Source organism: Alteromonas sp. H02 (genome assembly GCF_059682525.1).
On the sequence record NZ_CM185021.1, the window covers coordinates 689,348 to 711,743 of the forward strand.

20 protein-coding genes are annotated in these 22,396 nt (G+C 51.8%); 18 read left to right on the forward strand and 2 right to left on the reverse strand.

Annotated elements, in window-relative coordinates; all coding sequences use genetic code 11:
• Both AC566Q_RS03085 and AC566Q_RS03090 read right to left on the reverse strand, forming a co-directional pair.
• Complete coding sequence (locus AC566Q_RS03085) at positions 1-1,719, reverse strand: Lcl C-terminal domain-containing protein (protein WP_499613547.1); 1,719 nt, start codon at positions 1,717-1,719, stop codon at positions 1-3.
• Between the two features lie 59 nt (positions 1,720-1,778).
• The gene (locus tag AC566Q_RS03090) at positions 1,779-2,369 is read right to left on the reverse strand and encodes a sugar O-acetyltransferase (protein ID WP_105933716.1); all 591 of its coding nucleotides are present in this window, start codon (positions 2,367-2,369) and stop codon (positions 1,779-1,781) included.
• A 153-nt stretch (positions 2,370-2,522) separates the two neighbouring features.
• Here AC566Q_RS03090 and AC566Q_RS03095 point away from each other — a divergent pair, with 153 nt between their 5' ends.
• From AC566Q_RS03095 to AC566Q_RS03180, 18 genes are all read left to right on the forward strand, one after another.
• Positions 2,523-3,473 carry a type IV pilus biogenesis protein PilM gene (locus tag AC566Q_RS03095; RefSeq protein WP_499613550.1) on the forward strand — a complete coding sequence of 317 codons (951 nt, stop codon included), beginning with the start codon at positions 2,523-2,525 and terminating at the stop codon, positions 3,471-3,473.
• Positions 3,470-4,081, forward strand: a complete 612-nt coding sequence (locus tag AC566Q_RS03100; protein ID WP_499613553.1) for a hypothetical protein — start codon at positions 3,470-3,472, stop codon at positions 4,079-4,081. The genes AC566Q_RS03095 and AC566Q_RS03100 overlap by 4 nt, the downstream gene beginning before the upstream one ends.
• Positions 4,078-4,725 (forward strand): hypothetical protein, encoded by a 648-nt coding sequence (locus AC566Q_RS03105; protein ID WP_499613555.1) that lies wholly within the window; start codon positions 4,078-4,080, stop codon positions 4,723-4,725. The genes AC566Q_RS03100 and AC566Q_RS03105 overlap by 4 nt, the downstream gene beginning before the upstream one ends.
• Positions 4,715-5,071 carry a general secretion pathway protein GspB gene (locus AC566Q_RS03110; RefSeq protein WP_499613558.1) on the forward strand — a complete coding sequence of 119 codons (357 nt, stop codon included), beginning with the start codon at positions 4,715-4,717 and terminating at the stop codon, positions 5,069-5,071. Before AC566Q_RS03105 ends, AC566Q_RS03110 begins: the two co-directional genes overlap by 11 nt.
• Before the next feature lies 1 nt (position 5,072).
• Entirely contained in the window at positions 5,073-6,755 is a 1,683-nt protein-coding gene (gene mshL, locus AC566Q_RS03115) for a pilus (MSHA type) biogenesis protein MshL (protein ID WP_499613560.1), read from the forward strand.
• A 2-nt stretch (positions 6,756-6,757) separates the two neighbouring features.
• Positions 6,758-7,681 carry an ExeA family protein gene (locus AC566Q_RS03120; protein WP_499613563.1) on the forward strand — a complete coding sequence of 308 codons (924 nt, stop codon included), beginning with the start codon at positions 6,758-6,760 and terminating at the stop codon, positions 7,679-7,681.
• Positions 7,678-8,793, forward strand: a complete 1,116-nt coding sequence (locus tag AC566Q_RS03125) for a tetratricopeptide repeat protein (protein ID WP_499613566.1) — start codon at positions 7,678-7,680, stop codon at positions 8,791-8,793. The genes AC566Q_RS03120 and AC566Q_RS03125 overlap by 4 nt, the downstream gene beginning before the upstream one ends.
• Positions 8,790-10,583: a GspE/PulE family protein gene (locus AC566Q_RS03130; RefSeq protein ID WP_499613568.1), complete on the forward strand. Its 1,794-nt coding sequence runs from the start codon at positions 8,790-8,792 to the stop codon at positions 10,581-10,583. Before AC566Q_RS03125 ends, AC566Q_RS03130 begins: the two co-directional genes overlap by 4 nt.
• Positions 10,576-11,799 carry a type II secretion system F family protein gene (locus AC566Q_RS03135; protein WP_499613571.1) on the forward strand — a complete coding sequence of 408 codons (1,224 nt, stop codon included), beginning with the start codon at positions 10,576-10,578 and terminating at the stop codon, positions 11,797-11,799. The genes AC566Q_RS03130 and AC566Q_RS03135 overlap by 8 nt, the downstream gene beginning before the upstream one ends.
• Before the next feature lie 2 nt (positions 11,800-11,801).
• Entirely contained in the window at positions 11,802-12,317 is a 516-nt protein-coding gene (locus AC566Q_RS03140; RefSeq protein WP_499613574.1) for a hypothetical protein, read from the forward strand.
• A 33-nt stretch (positions 12,318-12,350) separates the two neighbouring features.
• Complete coding sequence (locus tag AC566Q_RS03145) at positions 12,351-12,995, forward strand: pilus assembly FimT family protein (protein ID WP_499613577.1); 645 nt, start codon at positions 12,351-12,353, stop codon at positions 12,993-12,995.
• Positions 12,996-13,063: 68 nt separating this feature from the next.
• A complete protein-coding gene (locus tag AC566Q_RS03150; RefSeq protein WP_499613579.1) occupies positions 13,064-13,558 on the forward strand; it encodes a prepilin-type N-terminal cleavage/methylation domain-containing protein in 495 nt (164 codons plus the stop codon).
• Positions 13,559-13,586: 28 nt separating this feature from the next.
• Positions 13,587-14,135, forward strand: a complete 549-nt coding sequence (locus tag AC566Q_RS03155; RefSeq protein WP_499613582.1) for a type IV pilin protein — start codon at positions 13,587-13,589, stop codon at positions 14,133-14,135.
• Positions 14,125-14,691: a type IV pilus modification PilV family protein gene (locus AC566Q_RS03160; RefSeq protein WP_499613585.1), complete on the forward strand. Its 567-nt coding sequence runs from the start codon at positions 14,125-14,127 to the stop codon at positions 14,689-14,691. Before AC566Q_RS03155 ends, AC566Q_RS03160 begins: the two co-directional genes overlap by 11 nt.
• Positions 14,688-15,548, forward strand: a complete 861-nt coding sequence (locus AC566Q_RS03165) for a PulJ/GspJ family protein (RefSeq protein ID WP_499613587.1) — start codon at positions 14,688-14,690, stop codon at positions 15,546-15,548. Before AC566Q_RS03160 ends, AC566Q_RS03165 begins: the two co-directional genes overlap by 4 nt.
• A gap of 28 nt (positions 15,549-15,576) precedes the next feature.
• Complete coding sequence (locus AC566Q_RS03170) at positions 15,577-15,963, forward strand: type II secretory pathway component (RefSeq protein WP_499613590.1); 387 nt, start codon at positions 15,577-15,579, stop codon at positions 15,961-15,963.
• Between the two features lie 13 nt (positions 15,964-15,976).
• A complete protein-coding gene (locus tag AC566Q_RS03175) occupies positions 15,977-21,046 on the forward strand; it encodes a LamG-like jellyroll fold domain-containing protein (protein ID WP_499613593.1) in 5,070 nt (1,689 codons plus the stop codon).
• A 280-nt stretch (positions 21,047-21,326) separates the two neighbouring features.
• Positions 21,327-22,370, forward strand: a complete 1,044-nt coding sequence (locus AC566Q_RS03180) for a rod shape-determining protein (RefSeq protein WP_073316955.1) — start codon at positions 21,327-21,329, stop codon at positions 22,368-22,370.
• Positions 22,371-22,396 lie beyond the last annotated feature (26 nt).

Genomic DNA, 22,396 nt, shown 5'->3' on the forward strand with positions numbered 1-22,396 from the left:
TTATCGTCCCGCTCTGACCAGTCGGATGCTGACGGCATCTGACTTATTAAGAAAGTTATCCACCCCTCTGATGAAGTCGATGGCCCAGGCGTTCTGTGCCGCATCATTGCTTACGCCATCGGCGCTGGGCTGAGCAGTCCAGTACCAGAGAGTAGCGGCGCTATCGGCTCCGGTGTTGGGAAAGTACTGCGTGTCAATGCGGGGCAGGGCGGTACGGCCAAAATGCACCAGCGACATTAACTCCTGATGATTGGGCAGACGCCAGTCATAGAAACCGCATAATCCGGCGCTGTTTACCGCGTCGATGTAAGCACTGGTATTGCAGCTCGCCAGCGTGCAACTGGTATTTGTGCTATTCAGGTTGCCGGACGCGCCGCCGTTGTTTTCTTCGGCATACCAGCTGTAGCGGTGATCAAGGTCGCGCAGGCCGCCATCGGTAGTTTTTACTTCCCACACCAGCCCGGTAACATTATCCCGTACACAGCTGAACTGCGGTGCATCCACATCCTCTTCATCGCCATTGGCATTGAGCTTGGTAAAATCGAAGCCGTTTTCGCCGCGCCCCGCTTTTTCCAGTGCATTACTGTCGGCCAGCGCATCGGCGCCGCGCTGACCATCCTGACCAGGAAATGCGTTTTGCTGAGTGGCCGATAACGTTGTATTGGTTGCCTGTTGCGTCATGCCGGTATCATTGAGTACCCGCACCGGAAATGGGCGTACCAACACCCGAAGATGGTCGGTTACTTCGTTACCGAACATATCTTCCCCGGTGAGGTAAAAATCCAGGGTGGTGGCACTGTCTACCAGCGGCGCAATAGCATAGGTGTCGGCAGTATTGGGGTTGATGATTTGCGGCGCTGCATCACCGCTGTAAGTCCACAAGGTGGCAATCGGCGCGGCTGCCGGTACTGTGCTGGTGGCAGTGCCGGCCAGTACAATTCGTTCACCGCCAAACAATGCCTGGTCGATACCAGCATCTACCTCGGGCGGCGTATCTGCGTCGGATAATACGGTAATCGAATGGGTGGTTGTATCCTCGGCCCCTTCATCGTCTGTTACCGTCAGGCTGAATGTCAGGGTTTGCCTGGCATCGGTAACGGGCGTGTCGATCACCAGTGTCGACTGGTCGGTTTCAATGCCGGTTAGCACATCGTCACCAGCGGTTTGTTGCCATGCCCAGGCACTGATTGCTTCGCTGCTGGTGCCGTCGCTGTCAGTGCTGTTGCGCCCGTCAAAGGTCAGGGACACGCCAGCCGGGTAGGTGCCGGGCGGTAAATCGGGCCAGTCGCTAAGAGTGATAATAGCTGTGGGAGGCAGGTTGTCCGGGGTTACGGTAAGTGTGAAGCTATCTGAAGCCGACTGACCTGCACTGTCGGTGGCACTTACAGTGACCACATACTGCGTGTCGGCGGTAACAACCGGGGTGGTCAGCCTGGCCGAGGCTACACTGGTGTCATCATGGGTGATGGTAAGCGCCGGTGTTGACGACCAGTTGTAAACTACGGCCCCGGATGGGAAAGACACCTGTGCCGATAAACTCACTTCGCTTTGTTCTGCTGCCGCGCGATCGCGACCGGCATTGACGGCAAAGGCTTCGTCCGAGTCATCCTTACTCAGCCCACCGCCGCATGCACTCAACAGCAGGGCTAGCGTCAACAGGGCAGCCCGCATCATCAAATGACGGGTACGTAAAGGCAACAGGCTCATTATTCCTTTCATCAGACGTTATCACTCTTTTTGGCACAACACTGTGAGTGTTATCGGCCACCCCGGGCTGATTATTGAGTACTTTGTGTAATATTACGCTGTACAGTGGCAGGAACGCCGTAGGCGACGGCATTGGCAGGGATGTCGCTGGTCACCAGGCTGCCCGCGCCAATCACCGCGTTATCGCCAATCGTTACGCCGGCACAGATAGTGGCGTTAGCACCAATCCATACCCGGTGACCAATTGAAACCGGCAGGCCGGCCTCCTCTGGCGGATAATGCTCTGGCCAAATCTGTGTTCTCCCCACTGCGCTGGAGATAATACAATTGGGGCCGACAAGTACCTGATTACCCAGTTTGATCGGGCAGACATCAAGAAAGGTCGCGTTATGATTGATAAAGCAGCCTTTGCCAATGGAGCAGTTAAGGGCATATTCGATTTGAAAGGTTGATTCAATCTGTACCGACCCCGGGCACTTTAGATGTGATATCAGCACGGCCTGGCGCTGGCGGGCATCGGTTAGCTGGTTATAGTCGTGACACCATTGCCGGGAAGCCTGCCTTGCCTGCTCAAAAGGCACATCAGCCGGGGCGTAGGTCGCTCCGCCTGCCATTTCGAAAACGCTTTTAGCGGGGGCCTTTGGGGAGGCTTGGCTGGTCAAAAATGTACCCTGATGTCAGAGAGTTAAGCTTTAATTATAAAGGGTGACGGGCATTTGGTACATTGTTCGACAAAAGTGTGGTATCCGGCACTGGTACTTTGAGCTAAACTCTGTTGTAATTTAACTAATAATTATACGAAGTTATAAAAATATATGCGCATTGGTTGGCGTTCTTTCCTCAAACAAAAATTCCAAAAAAAATCTGGCTATCATGCAATCGGCATTGCAGTGTCGCTGGATTCGGTAACGTTTTGTGCGCTTAAAAAACAAAACGGCGAAGTTACCCTGGCGTTTGAAGAGACTGTCAGCTTTTCTCACTGGGGCGCTCACCTTGCCAAATGGGTCGATAAACACGGCCTGGCCGGCACCCCCGCTTATGTGGCGTTTTCAATTCATTGGTATCAGATTCTGCAAATTGACCGTCCCACAGTGGAAGCCGATGAAATCACCGCGGCATTGTCCTGGTCGGTAAAAGAACTCACCGGCAGCGATAAAGAAATGGCCATCGATTACACCGATTTACCGGTGCCGCTGGCCGGCAATGCCAGAATTAACGTGTTTGCCTTACCCAAAGACGATGTCGGGAATGTCAGCGAAGCAGTATTTAACGCAGGTCTGGTGCTCCAACTAATTACCGTTGAAGAACTTGCTACCTGCGAATTAGTCCCGGTGCAATCCGACCCCATCCTTACCGTGGTGCAGGAAGCCGGAGAGGAAATTTGTCTGAATATCATCAAAGACGGCCAACTGTATTTTAGCCGCCGACTCAAAGGCTTTGAGAACCTGGGTAGCTTTACTGAAGACGAGCTCAGAATGGGCATCGGTGAGTCGTTAAGTGTGCAGATTCAGCGCTCTATGGATTTTTATGAAAGCCAGTTACGCCAAGCTCCGGTAAGACAGATTATGATGCGCCTCGATACGCCTCACCGGGATGCCCTGGCCAACCAGATTGAGCAGGTAGTGAGCGCCACTGTCAGTGAGCTCATTCCCGCAGTGACCGCAGCCGAGCCGGGCATGTCGGTAACGCGGGTGAATTACTCAAGCCTCGGCGCAGCGATTTGCGGATCTGGGGAGCCACAGGCCAGAAACGAGGCTGCGGCATGAAGAACAGAATTAACTTTTATTCTGCCGAGTTTGCACCACGCCTCGACTTGCTCTCGCTCACCAGTGTGCTACTTGCATGGGGAGCAACCCTTACTGTATTGCTACTGATTTGGGCCGGTGTCGCCTGGTACGGCGCTTCTAAACGTACCGAGCTGGCAGTGGTACAGGACCAGCAACAGCAGTTATCAGCTACAGTCAACAATCTTAAAACCACGCTTGAGCAACGCAAGCCGGATGCCGGGCTTTCCCGCACGCTGGAACAACGTCAGCAGGAACTGGCAAATCGAGAACTGCTGGTGCGCGAACTCAGCCAGCGCGAACAAATTAAGCAGCAGGGCTTTGCCGGGATGCTCGATAGCCTGGCTCAGAAAGATGGTCAGGATATCTGGCTCGATACCATTGAAGTCAGCGAAAACATGATGGTACTGCAAGGGCAATTGAGTACCCCGCAGGCGATGCCCAAGTGGTTGCAACGTTTGGGACAGACTACTGCTTTCTCGGGCCGCACCTTTGATTCCACCCGACTGTACCGGGACGACGAGCAACTGCGCTTTGAATTAAACATGGCCCGGGTGCCGGAAACAACGCAACAAGGTGGTCTGCGGTGACTTTTGACCAGTACGAAGAAAAATTTGCCGCGCTGAGTCAGCGCGAAAAGGTGTTAATCTTTGCCTCGGGAATGGTGGTAGTCCTTGCCGTGCTGGTTTTTTTGCTGATTGAGCCTGGCATTAAGGAAAACGGTAAAACGAGCAGTAGTATTGAGATTGCCCGCAACGAAGTCACCACACTTAAAGAGCTGCAACTGGTTTATGAGCAGGCGCTGGCCGAAGATCCTGATGCCAGCCTGAAGCTGCAGATCGCCCAGGTAGATAAGCGGATGGTGCGCCTGGAGGAAAACTTTGCTGCACAGCTGGCTGATTTAATCCTGCCCCGGCAAATGCCCGCGCTCATCGAGCAGGTGTTTTCCCAGGCCGATGGGCTAAAACTCATCGAAATGGCCTCAGTCAGCCCGGAAAATATTTTTGCCGATAATCCGGCTATGGCAGAGGTCCCGCTTTATCAGCACGGCGTTACGCTGACCTTCGAAGGCCGTTATTTTGCGGTACGCGATTTTCTGGCCCGTCTGGAGCAATTGTCAGACAAACTGTACTGGCGCTCCATGGCCTATCATGTAAAGGAATATCCCACTGCTGAGGTAACCCTACAGGTTTACACTCTGAGTACTGAAAAGGCGTTTATAGGTGTTGAATAAAGTGTACCCTTTGTTGCTGATATCCATGCTTACAGGCCCTACGGGAGCGCAGGTGCTTGAGGATCCAACACGCCCGGCACGCACTGCCCCTCAGGCCAGTGCGGAGGTAGCATCTGCAGTAGTTGAATTGCAACTGGAAGCCGTGCTACAGCTAGGCGCGAGCCGGACCGCGGTGATAAACGGTAAAACGGTTAAACAAGGGCAGACAATAAAGGGCGCAGTAATCAAAGAAATCAATCCACGTAGCGTAGTGATGGCGCGTGATGAAAACGGGGTTTGGAAAACAATGACGTTATGGGTCAGCCAACGGGGCAACGTGAAAACCAATGCAGCAGAGAATTATTAAAATGAGTAGCATGACTAAACGTTTGATATACATCGCTCTGGCTATGGCACTGGCGGGCTGTCAGTCGACACCCGAAGAATCCGTGGTAGAACAATCATTAAAACAGCAACTGGCTGAACAAATTGCACATGAACAAGCCGAGCAGAAAAAGGCCAAAGCGTCACCGGATTCATTGCAGGACGTACCGGACAGTGTAACCAATCTACTTGGCGATGTGGCAACCACTGGTGAGCGCCCCTCGTTGTTCGGCCCGGAAAAATACGACATCGAAGCCGACGGCGTAGGCGTAAGAGCCTTTTTTACCGGCCTGGTGGCAGATACCCCCTACAGCGTGGCCATTCATCCGGACGTCAGCGGTGAAATCTCCCTGAGCTTAAAACAGGTCTCCATGGAGCAGGTGATGGAGCTGTTGGGCGACCTTTACGGCTTTGATATCAGTCGCAAGAGTAATGTGTTCAGAGTGCTGCCCGCCGGCATGCGCACTGAAACACTGGCCGTAAATTACCTGCTGATGAAGCGGGACGGCTCGACACAAACCAGCATTATCTCTGGCGGCGTTTCCCAGGCCGATAACAACGGTAACGGAAATTCTAATAGCAATTTTAACAATTTCAGCGGTAATTCGGCCAACAGTAACAATCTGGGTAACCAGTTTGGAAACAATATTAATGGCACCTCTATTTCAACCCGTACAGAGACCGATTTCTGGACCGATCTGAAAGCGTCACTGGAATCGATGGTTGGCACCGATGGCGGCCGTGCGGTATTTGTTACCCCACAAGCGGGCCTGGTTACCATTCGAGCTATGCCAGATGAGATCCGTGATATTAAACGTTTCCTGAAAACCTCCGAGGCCAGCCTGCAGCGCCAGGTGATTCTGGAAGCCAGAATTCTTGAAGTGGCTCTCGATGACGGCTACCAGCAGGGCATTAATTGGTCTGAGGTAGTGGCAAACGTTGGCAGCACCGACTTTACCTTCAGTAATACCGCGGCCACCATTGGTAATGAAATTTCAGCCTCGCTGGGTGGCGTTACCAGCTTATCGTTCCTTAACCAGGATTTCTCCGGGGTTATTTCACTGCTGTCTACGCAGGGAAATGTGCAGGTGTTGTCCAGTCCCAGAGTCACCGCGATTAATAACCAAAAAGCGGTGATTAAAGTGGGTGACGATGAATATTTCGTAACGGATGTGTCGAGTCAGAACACCATCACCTCCACCACCACATCGGTTGTTCCTAATATTGAACTTACGCCGTTCTTTTCCGGCATCGCGTTAGATGTAACGCCGCAAATTGATGAAAACGGCTCGGTGTTGCTGCACGTTCATCCTTCCGTTATTGAAACCCAGGAACAGGAAAAAGTGGTCAGCCTGAATCAGGAACAAATTGTCCTGCCGCTGGCGCAAAGCACCATACGTGAGTCTGATACCATCATTAAAGCGGCTTCGGGCGAAATTGTTGTGATTGGCGGTCTGATGCAAACCAGTCTGACCGATTCAGAGTCAAAAACGCCTTTGCTTGGTGATATACCGCTACTGGGCGAGTTATTTACCAACAAAAGCCAGCGTGAGACCAAGAAAGAGCTGATTATTCTGCTTAAACCCACCGTGATTGGTAGTGGTACCTGGGCAGAACAAATTGAATTAAGCCGTGAAAAAATGGCTGACTGGTTGTATGTAGAGTAATCATGTACCTGTATCACTTTGGTATCCGTGAACTGCCTTTTACGCTGACCCCGAATACCAGCTATTTTTTCGGTTTGCCCAGCCACAATGAGGCCATGCAGGTATTGCTGACGGCGCTGAAAACCGGCGAAGGATTTATCAAGGTTACCGGCGAAGTGGGTACCGGTAAAACGCTGATTTGCCGTAAGTTGCTGAATGAATTACCGGATTATTTTGTGGCTGCCTACGTGCCGAATCCGATGCTGTCACCCACCGAGCTACGGCGTGCGGTGGCCAATGAGTTAGGCGTGGAACTGGGCAGTGACTGTGATCAGCAGGAGTTCACGCAAAAGATTCAGCAGCGTTTGATTGCCATTCATCAGCAGCAGAAAAGTGCGGTGCTAATTATTGATGAGGCTCAGGCGTTGCCCACAGAGAGTATTGAAGCGTTGCGGTTGATGACCAATCTGGAGACTGAGTCGCGCAAGTTACTTCAGGTAGTGTTATTCGGGCAGCCGGAGCTGGACGAAAAGCTGGCCTTGCCGGAGTTACGCCAGTTACGGCAGCGAATTACCTTTAGTTACAGCCTGGCGCTAATGGATCCCGACCAGGTGTATCAGTATGTCAGGCACCGGGTCAATGTGGCTGGATATCATGGCACCGATTTATTTAATCGTCAGTGCTGCGAGCTACTTTACCGTGCCAGTGCTGGCACGCCTCGGGTGGTGAATGTGCTGGCCCATAAAGCGTTGATGCTGGCTTATGGCGAAGGCAAGTCCGCCGTAGAGCCTGAGCACATCGCTGCGGCGTCTGCCGATACAGAAGCGGCGCAAACGGTGAGTAGTAAGTGGTGTTTTAGTCCGCAGAGTAAATGGTTGCTGTTAGCGACCACAGTAGTAGTGATTGCGATGATTGCAGGGATATGGAACATGAGGGCGACACTGTGAGTGTAGTCAATAAAATGCTGAAAGACTTAGAGAACCGGGAAGCCAGTCAGCCTGCGCCGGCTAACTATCAGCCGCCGGCTAAAAAGTCGTCTTCAGTGCTGCGCATTGCTTTAATTCTGCTGCTTGGCGTAATAGCCATTGGCGCCGTTTACTTATGGCCGGTTGCCAACGAGGATAGTCAGCCACAAAGCCCCTCAGTAGGGCCGATTAACCAGATTGTACCTGATGCCGTGGCCGCCCGGGCAGTAGTGCCTGAAGAGCCGGAGCCACAAACGGCTGAGCCTGAAGAACCCAGACAGATTACCGTTTCACCAGCCACAAAGCCGCAAAATACCATGGGCGTAATGGATGGTCCGGTTGATATCAATGCGCTACCTGCACGCTCTGAATCCACTGCCGGAGAGTCTCAGCTCAGTGCGCTCGAGAGAGTGGCTGCGTATTCGGCCGACGACGCATCAGCATCAGAACCTTCCCCGACAGCAGCGCCAGCGCCTGATAAAGCGCCCGCTGAGCCGGTGATTAAGCCCAGTGCCGCGAATCCCGAAGAAGCCCTTAAAGCGCAAATCCGTCAGGCGCTGAGCCAGAATGATACGCCAATGGCTGTGCAGTTGTTACGTACGCTGATCCGCCAGCAACCGGATAACGTGGCGGCCCGTAAACGGCTGGCCGCCCTGTATTTTAGTGCTGGCCGCATTACCGACGCCCAGCAGTTACTGCAACAAACCGTGGCGGACATGCCCGCCGACAGCAGTGTCAGACTGATGTATGCGCGCTTGTTGGTGCAGCAAAACGAGACCAAGCTGGCGTATTACACGCTGCAGGACATTAATGACTACGCCCAGCCATCCATTGAACTGCTGGGTTACCGGGCATCGCTGGCGCAAAAACTCGGCCTGCTCGATGACGCGCTGCAAGACTACGCACAACTGGTAGTGCTTGATAGTCAGACCGCTAAATGGTGGCTCGGTCAGGCGGTGGTTGCCGACAAGCAGGGTTACACAGCCCTTGCGCTAAGCAGCTACCGGGAAGCGTTGTCACTACGACAACTTGAAGACGGTATTGAACAATTTATTCGCCAGCGCCTAGCTAATCTGACAGGAGTTTCATCATGAGTGGTGTAAAAGTCAGGCTAGGTGATCTGCTGGTACAGCAAGGGCTGATAGACGAGCCACAACTGATGTCGGCGCTGGCTGAACAACGCCAGACCGGCCGTAAGCTCGGCGCCACGCTGATAGCCATGGAGCTGGTTACCGAAAAGCAGTTGCTGGAACTGCTCTCCACGCACTTAAATGTGCCGCTGATCGACATTGATCACTTTAATGTCAGTCCGGCTGCAGTCAAACTGCTGCCGGAAGTACAGGCCCGTCGTTACCGGGCACTGGTGCTGGAAGATCGTGGCGATAAATTACTGGTGGGAATGAGCGACCCGGCCGACCTGACCGCCGTGGATAACCTTAGCGAGATCCTGCCCAAACCTATTGAAGTGGCTGTAGTAAGTGAACAGCAGTTGTTTGGCGCTTACGACAGTTTCTACCGGCGTACCGATGAAATTGCCTCTTTTGCCCAACAGCTGGCCAATGAGTACCGCGGTGAGCAGGAATTTGAGCTTACCGCCGGGCTAGAGGACGAGCAGGATACTGCCGTTGCCCGCCTGCTGCAGTCGATCTTTGAGGATGCGGTTCAGGCCAAGGCATCGGATATCCATATTGAGCCAGACGAACAACAATTACGCATCCGGCAGCGGGTTGATGGGGTATTACAGGAAACTGTTATCCCTGAAAATAACATTGCCGCAGCGCTGGTATTACGCCTAAAACTGATGGCGGGTCTGGATATTTCAGAAAAGCGTTTGCCGCAGGATGGCCGTACTCAGGTCCGCGTGAAAGGTCACCGGGTGGATGTGCGTTTATCAACCATGCCGGTACAAACCGGTGAAGCGGTGGTTATGCGTTTGCTGGATCAGTCAGCCGGGGTATTAACCCTGGATGAAACCGGCATGCCCAGGCCATTACTCGACCGTTTACGGGTATTACTGAAACGGCCTCACGGCATGATCCTGGTAACCGGCCCGACGGGTTCCGGTAAAACCACCACACTATATGGTGCCCTGAGTGAATTAAACCAGCCGCAGCGTAAAATCATTACCGTTGAAGACCCGGTTGAATACCGTTTGCCGCGCATTAACCAGGTGCAGGTAAACAGCCGTATCGGACTTAACTTCTCAAGTGTCCTGCGCACCACGTTGCGTCAGGACCCGGATATCATCATGGTGGGTGAGATGCGGGATCAGGAAACCGTGGAAATTGGTTTGCGCGGTGCGTTAACTGGTCACCTGGTATTATCTACGCTGCATACCAACGATGCCGTATCCAGTGCCATTCGTTTGCTCGATATGGGGGCGGCAGGCTACCTGGTTGCCAGTTCACTGCGAGGCATCATTGCCCAGCGCCTGGTGCGGCGGATTTGCGATAATTGCGAGGTAGCGCACCAACCTTCACACGATGAACTGTTCTGGCTCGGGCATATTGATAACAACCTGGATAACGTTACCTTTAAACGGGGTAAGGGGTGTCAGAAGTGTAACCATACCGGTTATCGCGGCCGGATGGGCGTGTTTGAACTACTCGAACTGACCGAGCCGATGATGAATGCTCTGAAAGCCGGTGACACGGTTGCCTTTGGTGAACATGCTTTACGCAGTCCGGGCTATAAGCCGTTGTCTCACGTTGCGCTGACCTATGCCAAAATGGGCCAGACAACGGTAGAAGAGGTACTGAAGCTGGTAGAAATGGTGGCTGAGCTGCCCCAACGCGACGAGCAGGATGACCAGCCTGCAAAGAGTGATTCTGGCAACAATGGCAATACAGGCGGCCTGAGTCTGGAGGGCTTACCGGATGCCTAGGTTCAGTTATACCGGCCGTGAGCCTGGTGGCGAAATGAAAAGCGGCATGCTGGATGCGCTTGACGCTAACGCGGCGGCTAAAATGTTGCTGGCGCGCAGCATTACACCAATTTCTATTAATCCGGTAGAAGGCGGGGCGACCCAGAGCGAGGTCAAGGTTAATTTCCTTACCCCTAAAGTGAGTCTTGATGAGCTGGTGATTTTGTCTCGTCAGATGTACTCCCTCACTCATGCCGGTATTCCGATTCTGCGAGCCGTAAGCAGCCTCGCCGAATCGTCATCGTCGCTACGCCTGAAAATAGCCCTGACCGATATCATCAGCCTGCTGGAAAGGGGGCGCACCCTGTCATCGGCAATGCACCAGCATAGCGAGATCTTCGACCGGTTATACGTAAGCGTGGTGCACGTGGGCGAGAATACCGGTCGTTTGGACGAGGCATTTTTGCAGTTAGCCGGCTACCTTGAGCGAGAACAGGAAACCCGCCGTCAGATTAAAGCGGCAACCCGCTACCCGATTTTTGTGGTGTTCGCTTTGGTGGCGGCGCTCATTATTATGAACATTTTTGTTATCCCGAAGTTCGCCGATATGTTTAATAAGTTTGGCGCCGAATTACCGGTAATGACCCGCTTTTTGTTGGGTATGTCTGACTTTTTTATCAATCAGTGGTACATATTGGTTGGTGCTATATTTGCTATAGCTTTTGGAGTACGTAACTACTTACAAACGCCTGATGGGAACCTGGCTTGGAGCCGCAAGAAACTAAAACTACCGATTATCGGAAAGGTTATTGAGCGTTCGCTGCTGGCCCGCTTCTGTCGCAGTTTCTCGATGATGCTGCAAGCCGGTTTACCGTTAACCACAGCGCTTAATCTGGTGGCTGAAGCGGTGGGCAACCGTTTCATGGAAACCAAAATAATTGATATGCGCCAGAGTATCGAGAAGGGCGAAAACCTGTCGAGGGTGACTCAGGCAAGCGGCCTGTTTACGCCCATGGTGCTGCAAATGGTCAATGTGGGTGAAGAAACCGGTCGGGTAGATGAACTATTAGCTGAGGTAGCCGATTTCTACGAACGTGAAGTCGACTATGACCTCAATAGCCTGACGGCCAAGATAGAGCCGGTACTGATTGGTATTGTTGCCGGTATGGTGCTGGTGCTGGCCCTGGGTATCTTTACCCCGATGTGGGACATGATGAGCGCAATTAAGGGGCGATGAGCTTGAAATCAAAAGACGTTGCCGAACATAACCTCAACCGGGTGCTGGTTAACCTGGCGGTAATTGTTGTGTTTACCATTTTAATGGCTACTGCGATTGTGTATGTGTACGACAGTGAACCGGATGTGGAAACAGAAATTATGCGGGGCTATGCGCGCCAGTTTGCTACCAGTGCCACCAATGCTCACTGGCAGTGGCAGGCCGAGGGTCGCCCGGAAATGATTATGCTGGTGCACTACGACAACGAAGGTAAGGAAGTCGGCCGCCGGCCGGTCAGAATGGCTCACTTTGGCTGGCCGAAAGTTGAGCCGAGTTCAGAGAGTTGTTTGCAGCTTTGGGAGCAATTACTGAATACGTCAACCCGGGTTGAGGGATTTCGGGTACTGGGTGATTACTACGCCAGCGACAATGAAGGGGAGCAAACACCGAATGCACGGTGTCGCTACCGGGTGAGTACCGGCCCCTATTTCGACTACAGTATTTTTACAGGTATTGTTCAACAATCAGGGAATGACTAGTTCGTGAGTAAATTGGGAGTTCAGGAGTTATCTATGACAAATTGTAAACGTCACAACGCGGGTAAACGGATCGCGGGTGTAAAAGGTTTTACCCTCATTGAGCTCACTATTGTAGTGGTCTTACTGGGGTTATTGGCAGCAGTGGCTATTCCACGTTTCCTGGATGTCACCGAGCAGGCTGAAGATGCTACTATCGAGGCGGTTTCAGGCGGCTTCGCTACCGGCGTTGGCCTGGTCAGAGCGGAATGGGAGCTTGAGGCCCGGCCGCGGGATAATCAGGGCACTAATCTGTCGTTTGTTACCATCGACGGTATTATTGTGGGTGTCGACCGCAATACCGGCTATCCCACCGGACAAGTAAACAACGATAACAGCACCGAAGACGATGCCATGTCAGCACTGGACTGCGAGAGTATTTTTAACCTGATCATGCAAAGTGCACCCACCATTACATCGAACTGGGCGAACCGGCCATTTGACAGTTTCCGTTATTTTACTAACTTCAGTAATGGGGCAGGCTCCGGTGGCAATGACCTGTGCTTTTACTATTTAAGTAAATCAGTGCGGAATTTACAGAATACACCCACCGATGACACCGTAGGGGATGGATTTATATACGATCCCAGAATTGGTCAGGTGGTCGTCTTTAGTAACAATACTAACAATTCGTCTAATTAGTACAGTAAACGCTGTACTCAATTGAAAAATAGTGAATAATAGAAAAACTTGTTTTGAGGGGAATTAACATGCAACAGCGTGGTTTTACTTTAATCGAACTGATCATCGTGATCGTGATCCTGGGCATTTTAGCTGTAACAGCCGCACCGCGTTTTATTGACTTCCAGAGCGATGCTCGGGCATCTACTCTTCAGGGTCTTAAAGCCGGATTACAAGGTGGCTCGCAATTAGTTTATGCAAAATCAGCGATCGCAGGCTCGCAGGGCATCGCAGCAACGACTGTTTCGATAAACGGCACCACAGTAAATATTAACTATGGTTACCCTGATGCGGATACGATGTTACTTACAGGGACTCCAACAATTTCAGCGTGGACTGATATCACCGATACGGACTGGGATGCTGTTGTTACAACGGCAGGGGATCAGACTTCTAGTCCTGAAGTTGCAGGTGTAATTACTTTTTACCCTGAAGGGACTACAGATAATACTTGTGCAGTAACTTATACAGAAGCAACTGATAGTGGTGTTCCTTCAGTCGCTTTAGTTGACACAGGTTGTTAACCATAATTTTTTGATTGTGGCTTGAACTATGACCGGTAAGGTCATTAAAAGAGCCGGTGGTTTTAGTTTAGTTGAACTAGTCACTGTAATAACTCTAATCGGCGTGCTGGCCGTTGTGGCCGGCACCCGACTTCAGAGCCGTCAGGGCTATGTTGAATACGCCTATCAGGACCGCCTCGTGTCCGCCCTTCGTAATATGCAAATCAGAGCCATGCAGGATACCCGTGACGGGTTTTGCTTTCGGCTTAACTTTCAATACGGCGCTAATAGCGCATACGGACCACCAGCACTCGATTATGCACCTGGTAACGGCAGTGCTACGTGCGGTAGCGGCATAGCCAGTGATGCTCCAGGGTTTCTGGCCACTGTGGGTACCGAGCTTACCGATGAGGGACTGAGCTTATCCAGTGCCGATGGCGCGCTGATTAACTTCAGTTATATCGGGTTTGATGCGCTGGGCAGGCCGCTGAACAATACGGCTAACTGTGGCACGGGCACGCCGTGCCGGGTAATTATCACTGGTGAGTCCAGCGTAGATGTTTGTATTGAAAGCGAGGGCTACATCCATGCCTGCTAGAGTGGTAAAAGGGTTTACCCTGGTTGAACTGATAATTGGTATTACTGTGTTTTCCATCATTATGATGGTGATCATTGGTTTGATTGGCCCGCAGTCGCGCCTTAGTGTGGAGCCCATCTGGCAGGTACGGGCCAGCGAGTTGGCGCAATCGCTGATGAGCGAAATTAATGCCCGCGCGTTCGATAACAACCTGGCTAACAGCAGCACCGGCGAGCGCTGCAATGAATCTATACCCTGTACGACTTCGGGAAATCTTGGCCCCGATGCCGGCGAGAGCCGCGCTCAGTATGATGATATTGATGATTACAACGGCCTGAATGAATCCGGGGCAACTATATTGTCGGCCCAGGGCCTGCCTGTGCTGTACAATGGCGAGAGCCTGTATACCGGTTTCTCTGTCGCCGTTCAGGTTTACTATGATGATAACGAAGACGGCGTCAATGACGATGCCGGCGGCAGCGGCGCGGTTATCGGCAACGTAAAGCGGATTGTCATAACCGTTACTACGCCCGGCGGTGAAGCAATAACCTTCAGCAGTTACCGGTGGAACGTATGATCAGCACCACCCTGCGCAACCGCGGATTTACCCTTATTGAACTGGTCACCGTTATTGTCATCCTCGGTGTGGCAAGCGCTGGCATTGCCAGTTTTGTGCGCGGCTCCATGCAAACTTATATTGATGTCAGTACTCGAGAGCAACTGCTGTCCGAGAGCCGTTTTGCTATTGAACGGCTTAAACGGGAGCTACGCAATGCCTTACCTAACAGCGTCAGAATAACCGGTAACACCAGTTATCACTGCATGGAGTTTGTGCCGATTAACTGGGCCACGGTGTATACCGACTTGCCCGATGCCGGTGATGCCACCTACGAAATCGACGTGGTTGCCCTGCACGATATAAACAATGTGCCCTATGAGCTGCCCGGCGGCGATAATTTTGCAGTAGTGTATCCTACCCGCAGTGAGGATGTGTTTGATGCCAATAATGGTCACCGGGTTACCGTGTCCGGTTGCAGCGATGATGGCGACGGCGACTGCACCACACTGGATGACAGTGATAATATCGTGCAGCTTGAGGTGACCGGATTACTGGCTCAGGAATCACCTGCTTCGCGCGTTTATCTGATCGACCGGGCCGTGAGCTACTGTGTGTATCAGAATCGCCTCATTCGCTATGAAAATGACTTACTGGTGAATCAGTTAGGGGCTTTCCCCGGTTTGCCGGTTATCGCCGGGCATGTGGCTAATGTATTATCGGCTGATCCGGTGAATAATCCGCAGGAGGATGACCCGTTCCGGATTATTTCTACCAGTCTGCAGAGTAACTCGATAGCCGAAATTCGCCTGCGCTTTATCGACAATAATGAACAGATTGCTTATCAGCAGGAGATCCACATTGCTAATATTCCCTGACAAACGCCAACGCGGGAGTATGTTGGTGATGACGTTGTTCATTATAATCATACTCGCCTTTTTGGGCATTACTATGGTTAACCTGCTATCGTCATCCAATCAGTCGGTGGTATATGAGGTGCTCGGCGCCAGAGCGAAAATGGCGGCTCAGAGTGGGGTACAGCGATTACTCAGCACCGCTTTTCCATTAAACAGTCCGGTGGCAAATTGCAGTACCACTATTACCAGTAATGCTGCCTTCAGCACCGGCGATGGGCTGGAAAACTGCAGTTATCAGGCAACCTGCACTACCACTCAGGTGGTAAAACAAAATGTCGATTATAATTACTATCGCTTTGAGAGTACCGGTATCTGCCGGGCGAATGATATTTGGGCCAGCCGGACCTTCGAGCTGGATGCGTTCGAAGAACGTTAATAAAGGGTAAGCAGTGACTGTATTGCGTTGTTGTATTCTACTGTTATGGTTGCCTGCCATGTTGGCGGCGGCTGCCAGCTGCTCCAGTGTTTTTCCCGATCCGGCCGGGTCCTATTCCTCTTCCGGTTATATTCAGTTTCAGCCGCAAACTTCGCTGGTTGGCAGTGACGGGCAAATAAGTTTTGCCAGTATGGTGGATAACAGCGGCGGCAGTAGCTGCGATACCGTCGCCTGTCAGCTGAGCGGCAGCAGTGCAGCGGGAATGGCCATTTCTGCTTACCAGTATTCGCCTTCGACCACCGATCGTTATATTCAGGACAATACCTCGGCAACACTCAACGCTGGCGGTTACCGTAATATCACCCTCGGCAACGGTTCGAGTCTTACCGCTGTATCCAGCAATAACACCTTTAAAATTAAATCGTTGTCGGTAAATTTCAACGCAGTGTTAACACTGCAAAGCGGGATCTATTGGATAGAAACACTTAACCTCGGCCAAAATGCGCAACTGCAGGTAGCCAGTGGCGCCAAAGTGGTAATCTATACCCGGGACTTTTCCACCAATATCAGTAATCAGATTAATACCAACGGCAACCCTGATCAGCTACTAATGTACTCCGAAGGAAATATCACCTTTGGTCAGTATTCTCAGGTAAAAGGCTATTTTTATGCTGTGGCGTCGGCGAGCTATAACACCGATGTGCAGCATACCGGCGCCGTTAATGCGCTGAATGTGATAATGCAGGACCGCGCAAAAATCACCTATGATCAGAGTGGGGTGTCGACCTTTGCCGCCGATAATCTGTGTACTCAGGCCGCTTTTCTGCCCACAGCTACCGCCCGCTGGACAATGAATGCCTGCGCTTTAACCGGCGCCAGTGGCGAAGTGGTGGATGCCATAGCCGGTATCAACGGCCAGTCATTTGAGGACCCGAGTATCGACAGCAATGGCAAACTTTGTCAGGCCGCTTATTTCAGGGGCGATGGTGATCATATCCGGTTACCCCACAGTAATCGCTATGAGGTCAGTGCGGGTACAGTATCGTTCTGGATGAAAGTCGACAACCTGTCTTTCGTCAATTTTGAGAATGCCCAGGCAGGTGGCATGGCACTGTTGTCAAAAGACAGTCGCAATAATTACAGTGGTCAGTTCACAATATGGGTTACTTCCACTGGTGCAATCAAAGTCAGTCAGGAGTCGCGCAATTCGACCTACCAGATAAATTCTACACCGGTGATTACCGAAGGGCAGTGGCATCATGTAGTCTACAGTGTGGGGGCTGCTGGTATGCAGGTCTACGTGGATAAAGTGCTGGTAGGCTCAAATAGCAGCTATACCTCAGGCTGGCAGAATAACAATCGCACCACGGTGATAGCGGCTAATGCCAACCGTCACGATGTGAATAATTCAGCTTACAGTGATATTGGTGATTTTTATCAGGGCCGTATGGATGATGTGCGCCTGTACAATTCGCAACTGTCGGAAGAGCAGGTTGCGCTATTGTTTGCTGAGTCCGAAGCTAGCTGTACCAGTTGTAGTTCAAATGCCACCCTGCTTTCGCACTGGAATATGGATGTGTGTAGCCTGAACGGCTCGTCTGGCGAGATTGTTGATGTAGTAAGTGGCATTAATGGCCAGGCGGTCGATGGTGCCCGGGCGGAAAATTACGGGCGTTTTTGTCAGGCGGTTGGGTTCGATGGCAATAACGATCATATTAATATTCCTCACCACCGTAGCTATGAACTCACAAGCGGCTCAATTTCTCTTTGGTTTAAAGTAGCAAATCTCGATCACAATCTTGATAGAAACGGCGAGTCATTCCAGGCGCTTTTTTCTAAAGACTCCAGGGGCCGTGATTATGGCGGACAACTTACAATTTATGTGAATCAGGAAGGCCGCTTTCTGTTTAAACACGAAACCCAGTCAACCACCTATAACGTATATTCGTTACCAGAGGTCGAGGAACGCGAGCGCTGGTACCATCTGGTGTATACATGGAGTTCCTCAGGGTTCAATGCATACCTGGATGGCGTCTACCTCGGCAGCTATTCAGTCAGAGGCCTGACATTACGCTATAACCGCGAACCTATCATCCTTGGCGCCAGCGCCGCCAATTCCAGTAATAATGCGTCTTACAGCAATGAACTTACCTATCATATGTTAGGCGATATTGATGATGTACGGATTTACGATGGCGAGTTGTCCACCGCAGACGTGCAGGGGCTGTATACCGCGTCAGATTACACCTGTACAAGCTGTACCGGGGCAGTGGCTAAGTTGCATTATCAGTTTGAGGAAGCCTCATGGGATGGCGCCGGCGCAGTAATTGATTCATCTGCTGAAGGGAATAATGGCACGCCTGTGGGCCGGGTAACCCCTGAACTACCGGCAAACGATATCTCATGCCGGGCTTTGGATGTGCCCTACAATAATCGTTACAACCAGCTCGACGAAGTGGATAGCAACCTGGACCTGAACACAATCGGGCCACGGGGAACGGTATCGTTCTGGTATCGCAGCGACAGTGCCTGGATAGGCGGCGGTCAGCGCATGCTGTTTGATGCAAGTCGCGGCGGTGCCAATAATGCTAGCGTCGACAAATACTTTTTTATGTCGTTAACCAATAACGGTGAGCTGGCTTTTGGCATGGAAGATAGAAACGATGGTGACATGCAGGTTAAGTCGCAATCGCTGGGTTATTCCGCTAACGAATGGGTACATATAGCGTTAAGCTGGGACGTCGCCTCTGAAGACGTTAATTTGTACGTCAATGGCAGTCGCGTGTACATGTACGGCAACTGGGCATTCAGTAGCTCTGAACTGGGCAATCTCTCGTCGGTTAAAATCGGCGATAGCTCAGCCAATTATTTTGTTTATGAAATGACGGCCAACTCGGCCAATGGTCAGATTGATGATTTCAGACTGTATGATTACGAACAGTCCAGAGAAGCCATCCGGGCAGATTTAAACAGCACGGTAGACTGCGTAAGCGTGCATCATTATGAAATCACTCACCCCGAGCAAACTCTTACCTGCAGTGCGGCCACAATTACCATTAAGGCCTGCGCCAATGCCAGTTGTTCGGAGTTAGTGACCGATCCGGTAAGTGTGAATTTACCCAACGGTGACTGGTCGGTGTCGATGCCGGTAACGTTTTCCGGCTCAGTAACAACCACGTTAGAGCAATCTGCAGCGGGCTCATTTCCTCTTTCAGTAACCGCTGCGAATACCGATTCTGCCCCGCAATCTCCCGCGGACTGTACAACAGACTGTAATATCGACTTTGTGAATGCTGGCTTTGAGTTCTACGACACGGCAGCACCTTACTCTAGCGTGCTGCCAGATGTTATTGCCGAAGCCGACCTTGGCCGCATTGGTCTCAGGGCGGTGCGCGATAATGCCGGCGTATGTCAGGCGTTACTCACGGGCAGTCAGTCAGTTTCGCTAAGCTACGATTGTATCGACGGCGGCACCGGGTACTCACCGGATCAGTGTTCTGTACCGTTAGCTGGCGTACCCGTTAATGGCTCAGGGGCTGGCCAGAATACGGCCAGTGTAACGTTGAACTTTAATGCCGACGGCGAAACCAGCCTGAGTGGCTTTTCATATGCCGATGCAGGCCGGGTTGCACTTGCTGCTACAGCCAGTGTTAATGGGGTCACTATTGATTCGGGCAGTGCGCAATTTGATAGCATTCCAGCCAGTATTTCCCTGGGTGCCACGGCAGCCTCTTCGCAAACAGCCGGCGCAGAGTTTACGCTTTCCATGTCAGCCCGAGGGGCTAACAACACCGTTCTGCCCGGGTACCAGCCTGGTACTATGCAGATGAGCCTGCTTAGGATTGCGCCGGTTTCGGTTAATGCGGCAGAGGCGCAGTTGTTTGTGGCGGCGTCACAGTCGGTGACCAGTGCTGCTAGTCAGGCCTGGTCTGATGTCAGTGTTGCCGCTTTCAATAGCGGTAACTGGAGCTTTGCCCAGGCTTATGTAAGTGAGGTGGGGTCATATACCTGGGATGTGCAGGATGCTGATTATCTGGGTAATGTTATTAGCGCCAACCAGGTGGGGCCGGGGCGGATCATCCCGGCGTACTTCGATGTTAGCGCCTCCACCACCCCGCAATTTGAAGATCAGTGCAGCAGCCAGTTTACCTATATCGGGCAACCTTTCGATTTTGTTACCGGCAGTGAACCTGAGTTATCAGTAACCGCCTATAATGCCAGAGACCAGGTGACCCGCAATTATTCCGACAGCCTGTGGCAGTTGAACCCGGGGAGCAGCGGTTTAAGTGCCATCAGTTTTGCTGATAACTCTGCTTATAGCGGCGCACTGAATATCCTGAATGCCGGGGATATACCCGTTATTACGGATCACACTGATTATGACGGTGAAGGTAAGATAACCGTGCTCAATACTCAGGTTAGCTACAGTAAAATTGCAACACCATCTGCAGGTACAGGCAATGGCTCTCCATTCACCGCTGATGCCGCGATGACATTTGCCGCGCCATTTCTAACCGATGCTGACGGGGTGTGTTACCAAACCGCTTATCCGGGCAGTTGTGAGGCATTCAGTTTTAGCTCAGTTCAGGGCACTGATCTTCGCTATGGCCGGTTACGCATAGAAAATACCTTTGGCCCGGAAACCGAAACCCTAAGGGCCCCGCTGGTCACGGAATATTATGATAACGGTAACTGGATGATAAACGTGCAGGACAGCTGTACTGCATTAAGTTTATCCCAAAGCAGTGGGCAGGTGTCGATTGCCAGCGCTTCTGAAGGTAACGATGAGCAGGATATTACCAGTCACCTTCCAGGCATTAGCAGTACTGGCGTGTTATCCGCGGGTAAAAGTCCGGACTCTATGATTAATCTGGGGCCGGCAATGCAGAACGGCGTAGCGCTTCGTGGTGCGGTAAGAATAACCCTGGAGCCCGGCGCACCCGGAGCGGACTGGGCCGGGTATCTCAACATCGACTGGGATGGCGACGGTGATATCGACACCGATGACAAACCAAGCGGAGAGGCCTTCTTCGGTATTTACCGTGGCAACGACCGCACTATACACATTCGGGAAGGCTACTAAACCACCTGGTGACAGGGCAACAGAGTAACCTTGTATAGGCATAAATACCTGCCGTCAGGTTAAAGCTTGTATAATAGTTGAACGCTGCGCATGCTCCATGGGCGAAGCGACAGGCAAATAAGGGTAATGGCTGGTTTTTTTCGGTTTAGTCAGGGAGTTTACTTGCTCAAAATAGCCCCCATTGTTAAAGTGTGCGGATAGTTGTTAAATCACGTCCAGCCGCCTTATTCCCGCACTTCACGGCGCAGTGACAGGTGCTTATTACAGGAAATACCACTTCATGTTTAAAAAACTTCGAGGCATGTTCTCTAACGATCTGTCCATCGACCTCGGAACAGCCAATACATTGATCTACGTAAAAGATCAGGGCATCGTGCTGAATGAACCCTCCGTTGTTGCTATTCGCCAGGAACGTGCCGCCGGCCCTAAAAGTGTTGCCGCTGTAGGTGCCGAAGCTAAGCGCATGCTGGGCAGAACGCCGGGTAACATTCGTGCCATCCGGCCAATGAAAGATGGTGTTATCGCCGATTTCTACGTCACCGAGAAAATGCTGCAGCACTTTATCAAGCAAGTGCACGACAATAACTTCCTGCGCCCCAGCCCTCGTGTACTGGTGTGTGTGCCCTGTGGTTCTACTCAGGTTGAGCGTCGCGCAATCAAAGAATCGGCGCTGGGTGCCGGTGCCCGTGAAGTGTATCTGATTGATGAGCCCATGGCGGCAGCCATCGGTGCTGGCTTACCAGTATCCGAAGCAACCGGTTCAATGGTGGTCGATATCGGTGGTGGTACTACCGAAGTAGCGATTATTTCACTTAACGGTGTGGTGTATTCCTCTTCTGTGCGTATTGGTGGTGATAAATTCGATGAAGCTATCATCAACTATATTCGCCGTAACTTTGGCTCACTGATTGGTGAAGCCACGGCAGAACGGATTAAGCACGAAATTGGTGCTGCTTATCCGGGTGAAGAAGTACGCGAAATTGAAGTTCGTGGCCGTAACCTGGCCGAAGGGGTACCACGCGGCTTTATTCTTAATTCAAATGAAATTCTCGAAGCATTGCAGGAGCCATTAACCGGTATCGTATCGGCAGTCATGGTGGCCCTTGAGCAATCACCGCCAGAGTTAGCCTCTGATATTTCAGAGCGAGGCATGGTGCTCACCGGTGGTGGCGCATTACTTAAAGATCTCGACCGACTCCTGATGGAAGAAACCGGTATCCCGGTGGTAATAGCAGATGATCCGCTCACCTGTGTGGCGCGTGGCGGGGGTAAAGCCTTCGACATGATAGACATGCATGGTGGGGATTTGTTTAGCTACGAGTAAATAGACAAGGCAACCTTCTCAGGTTG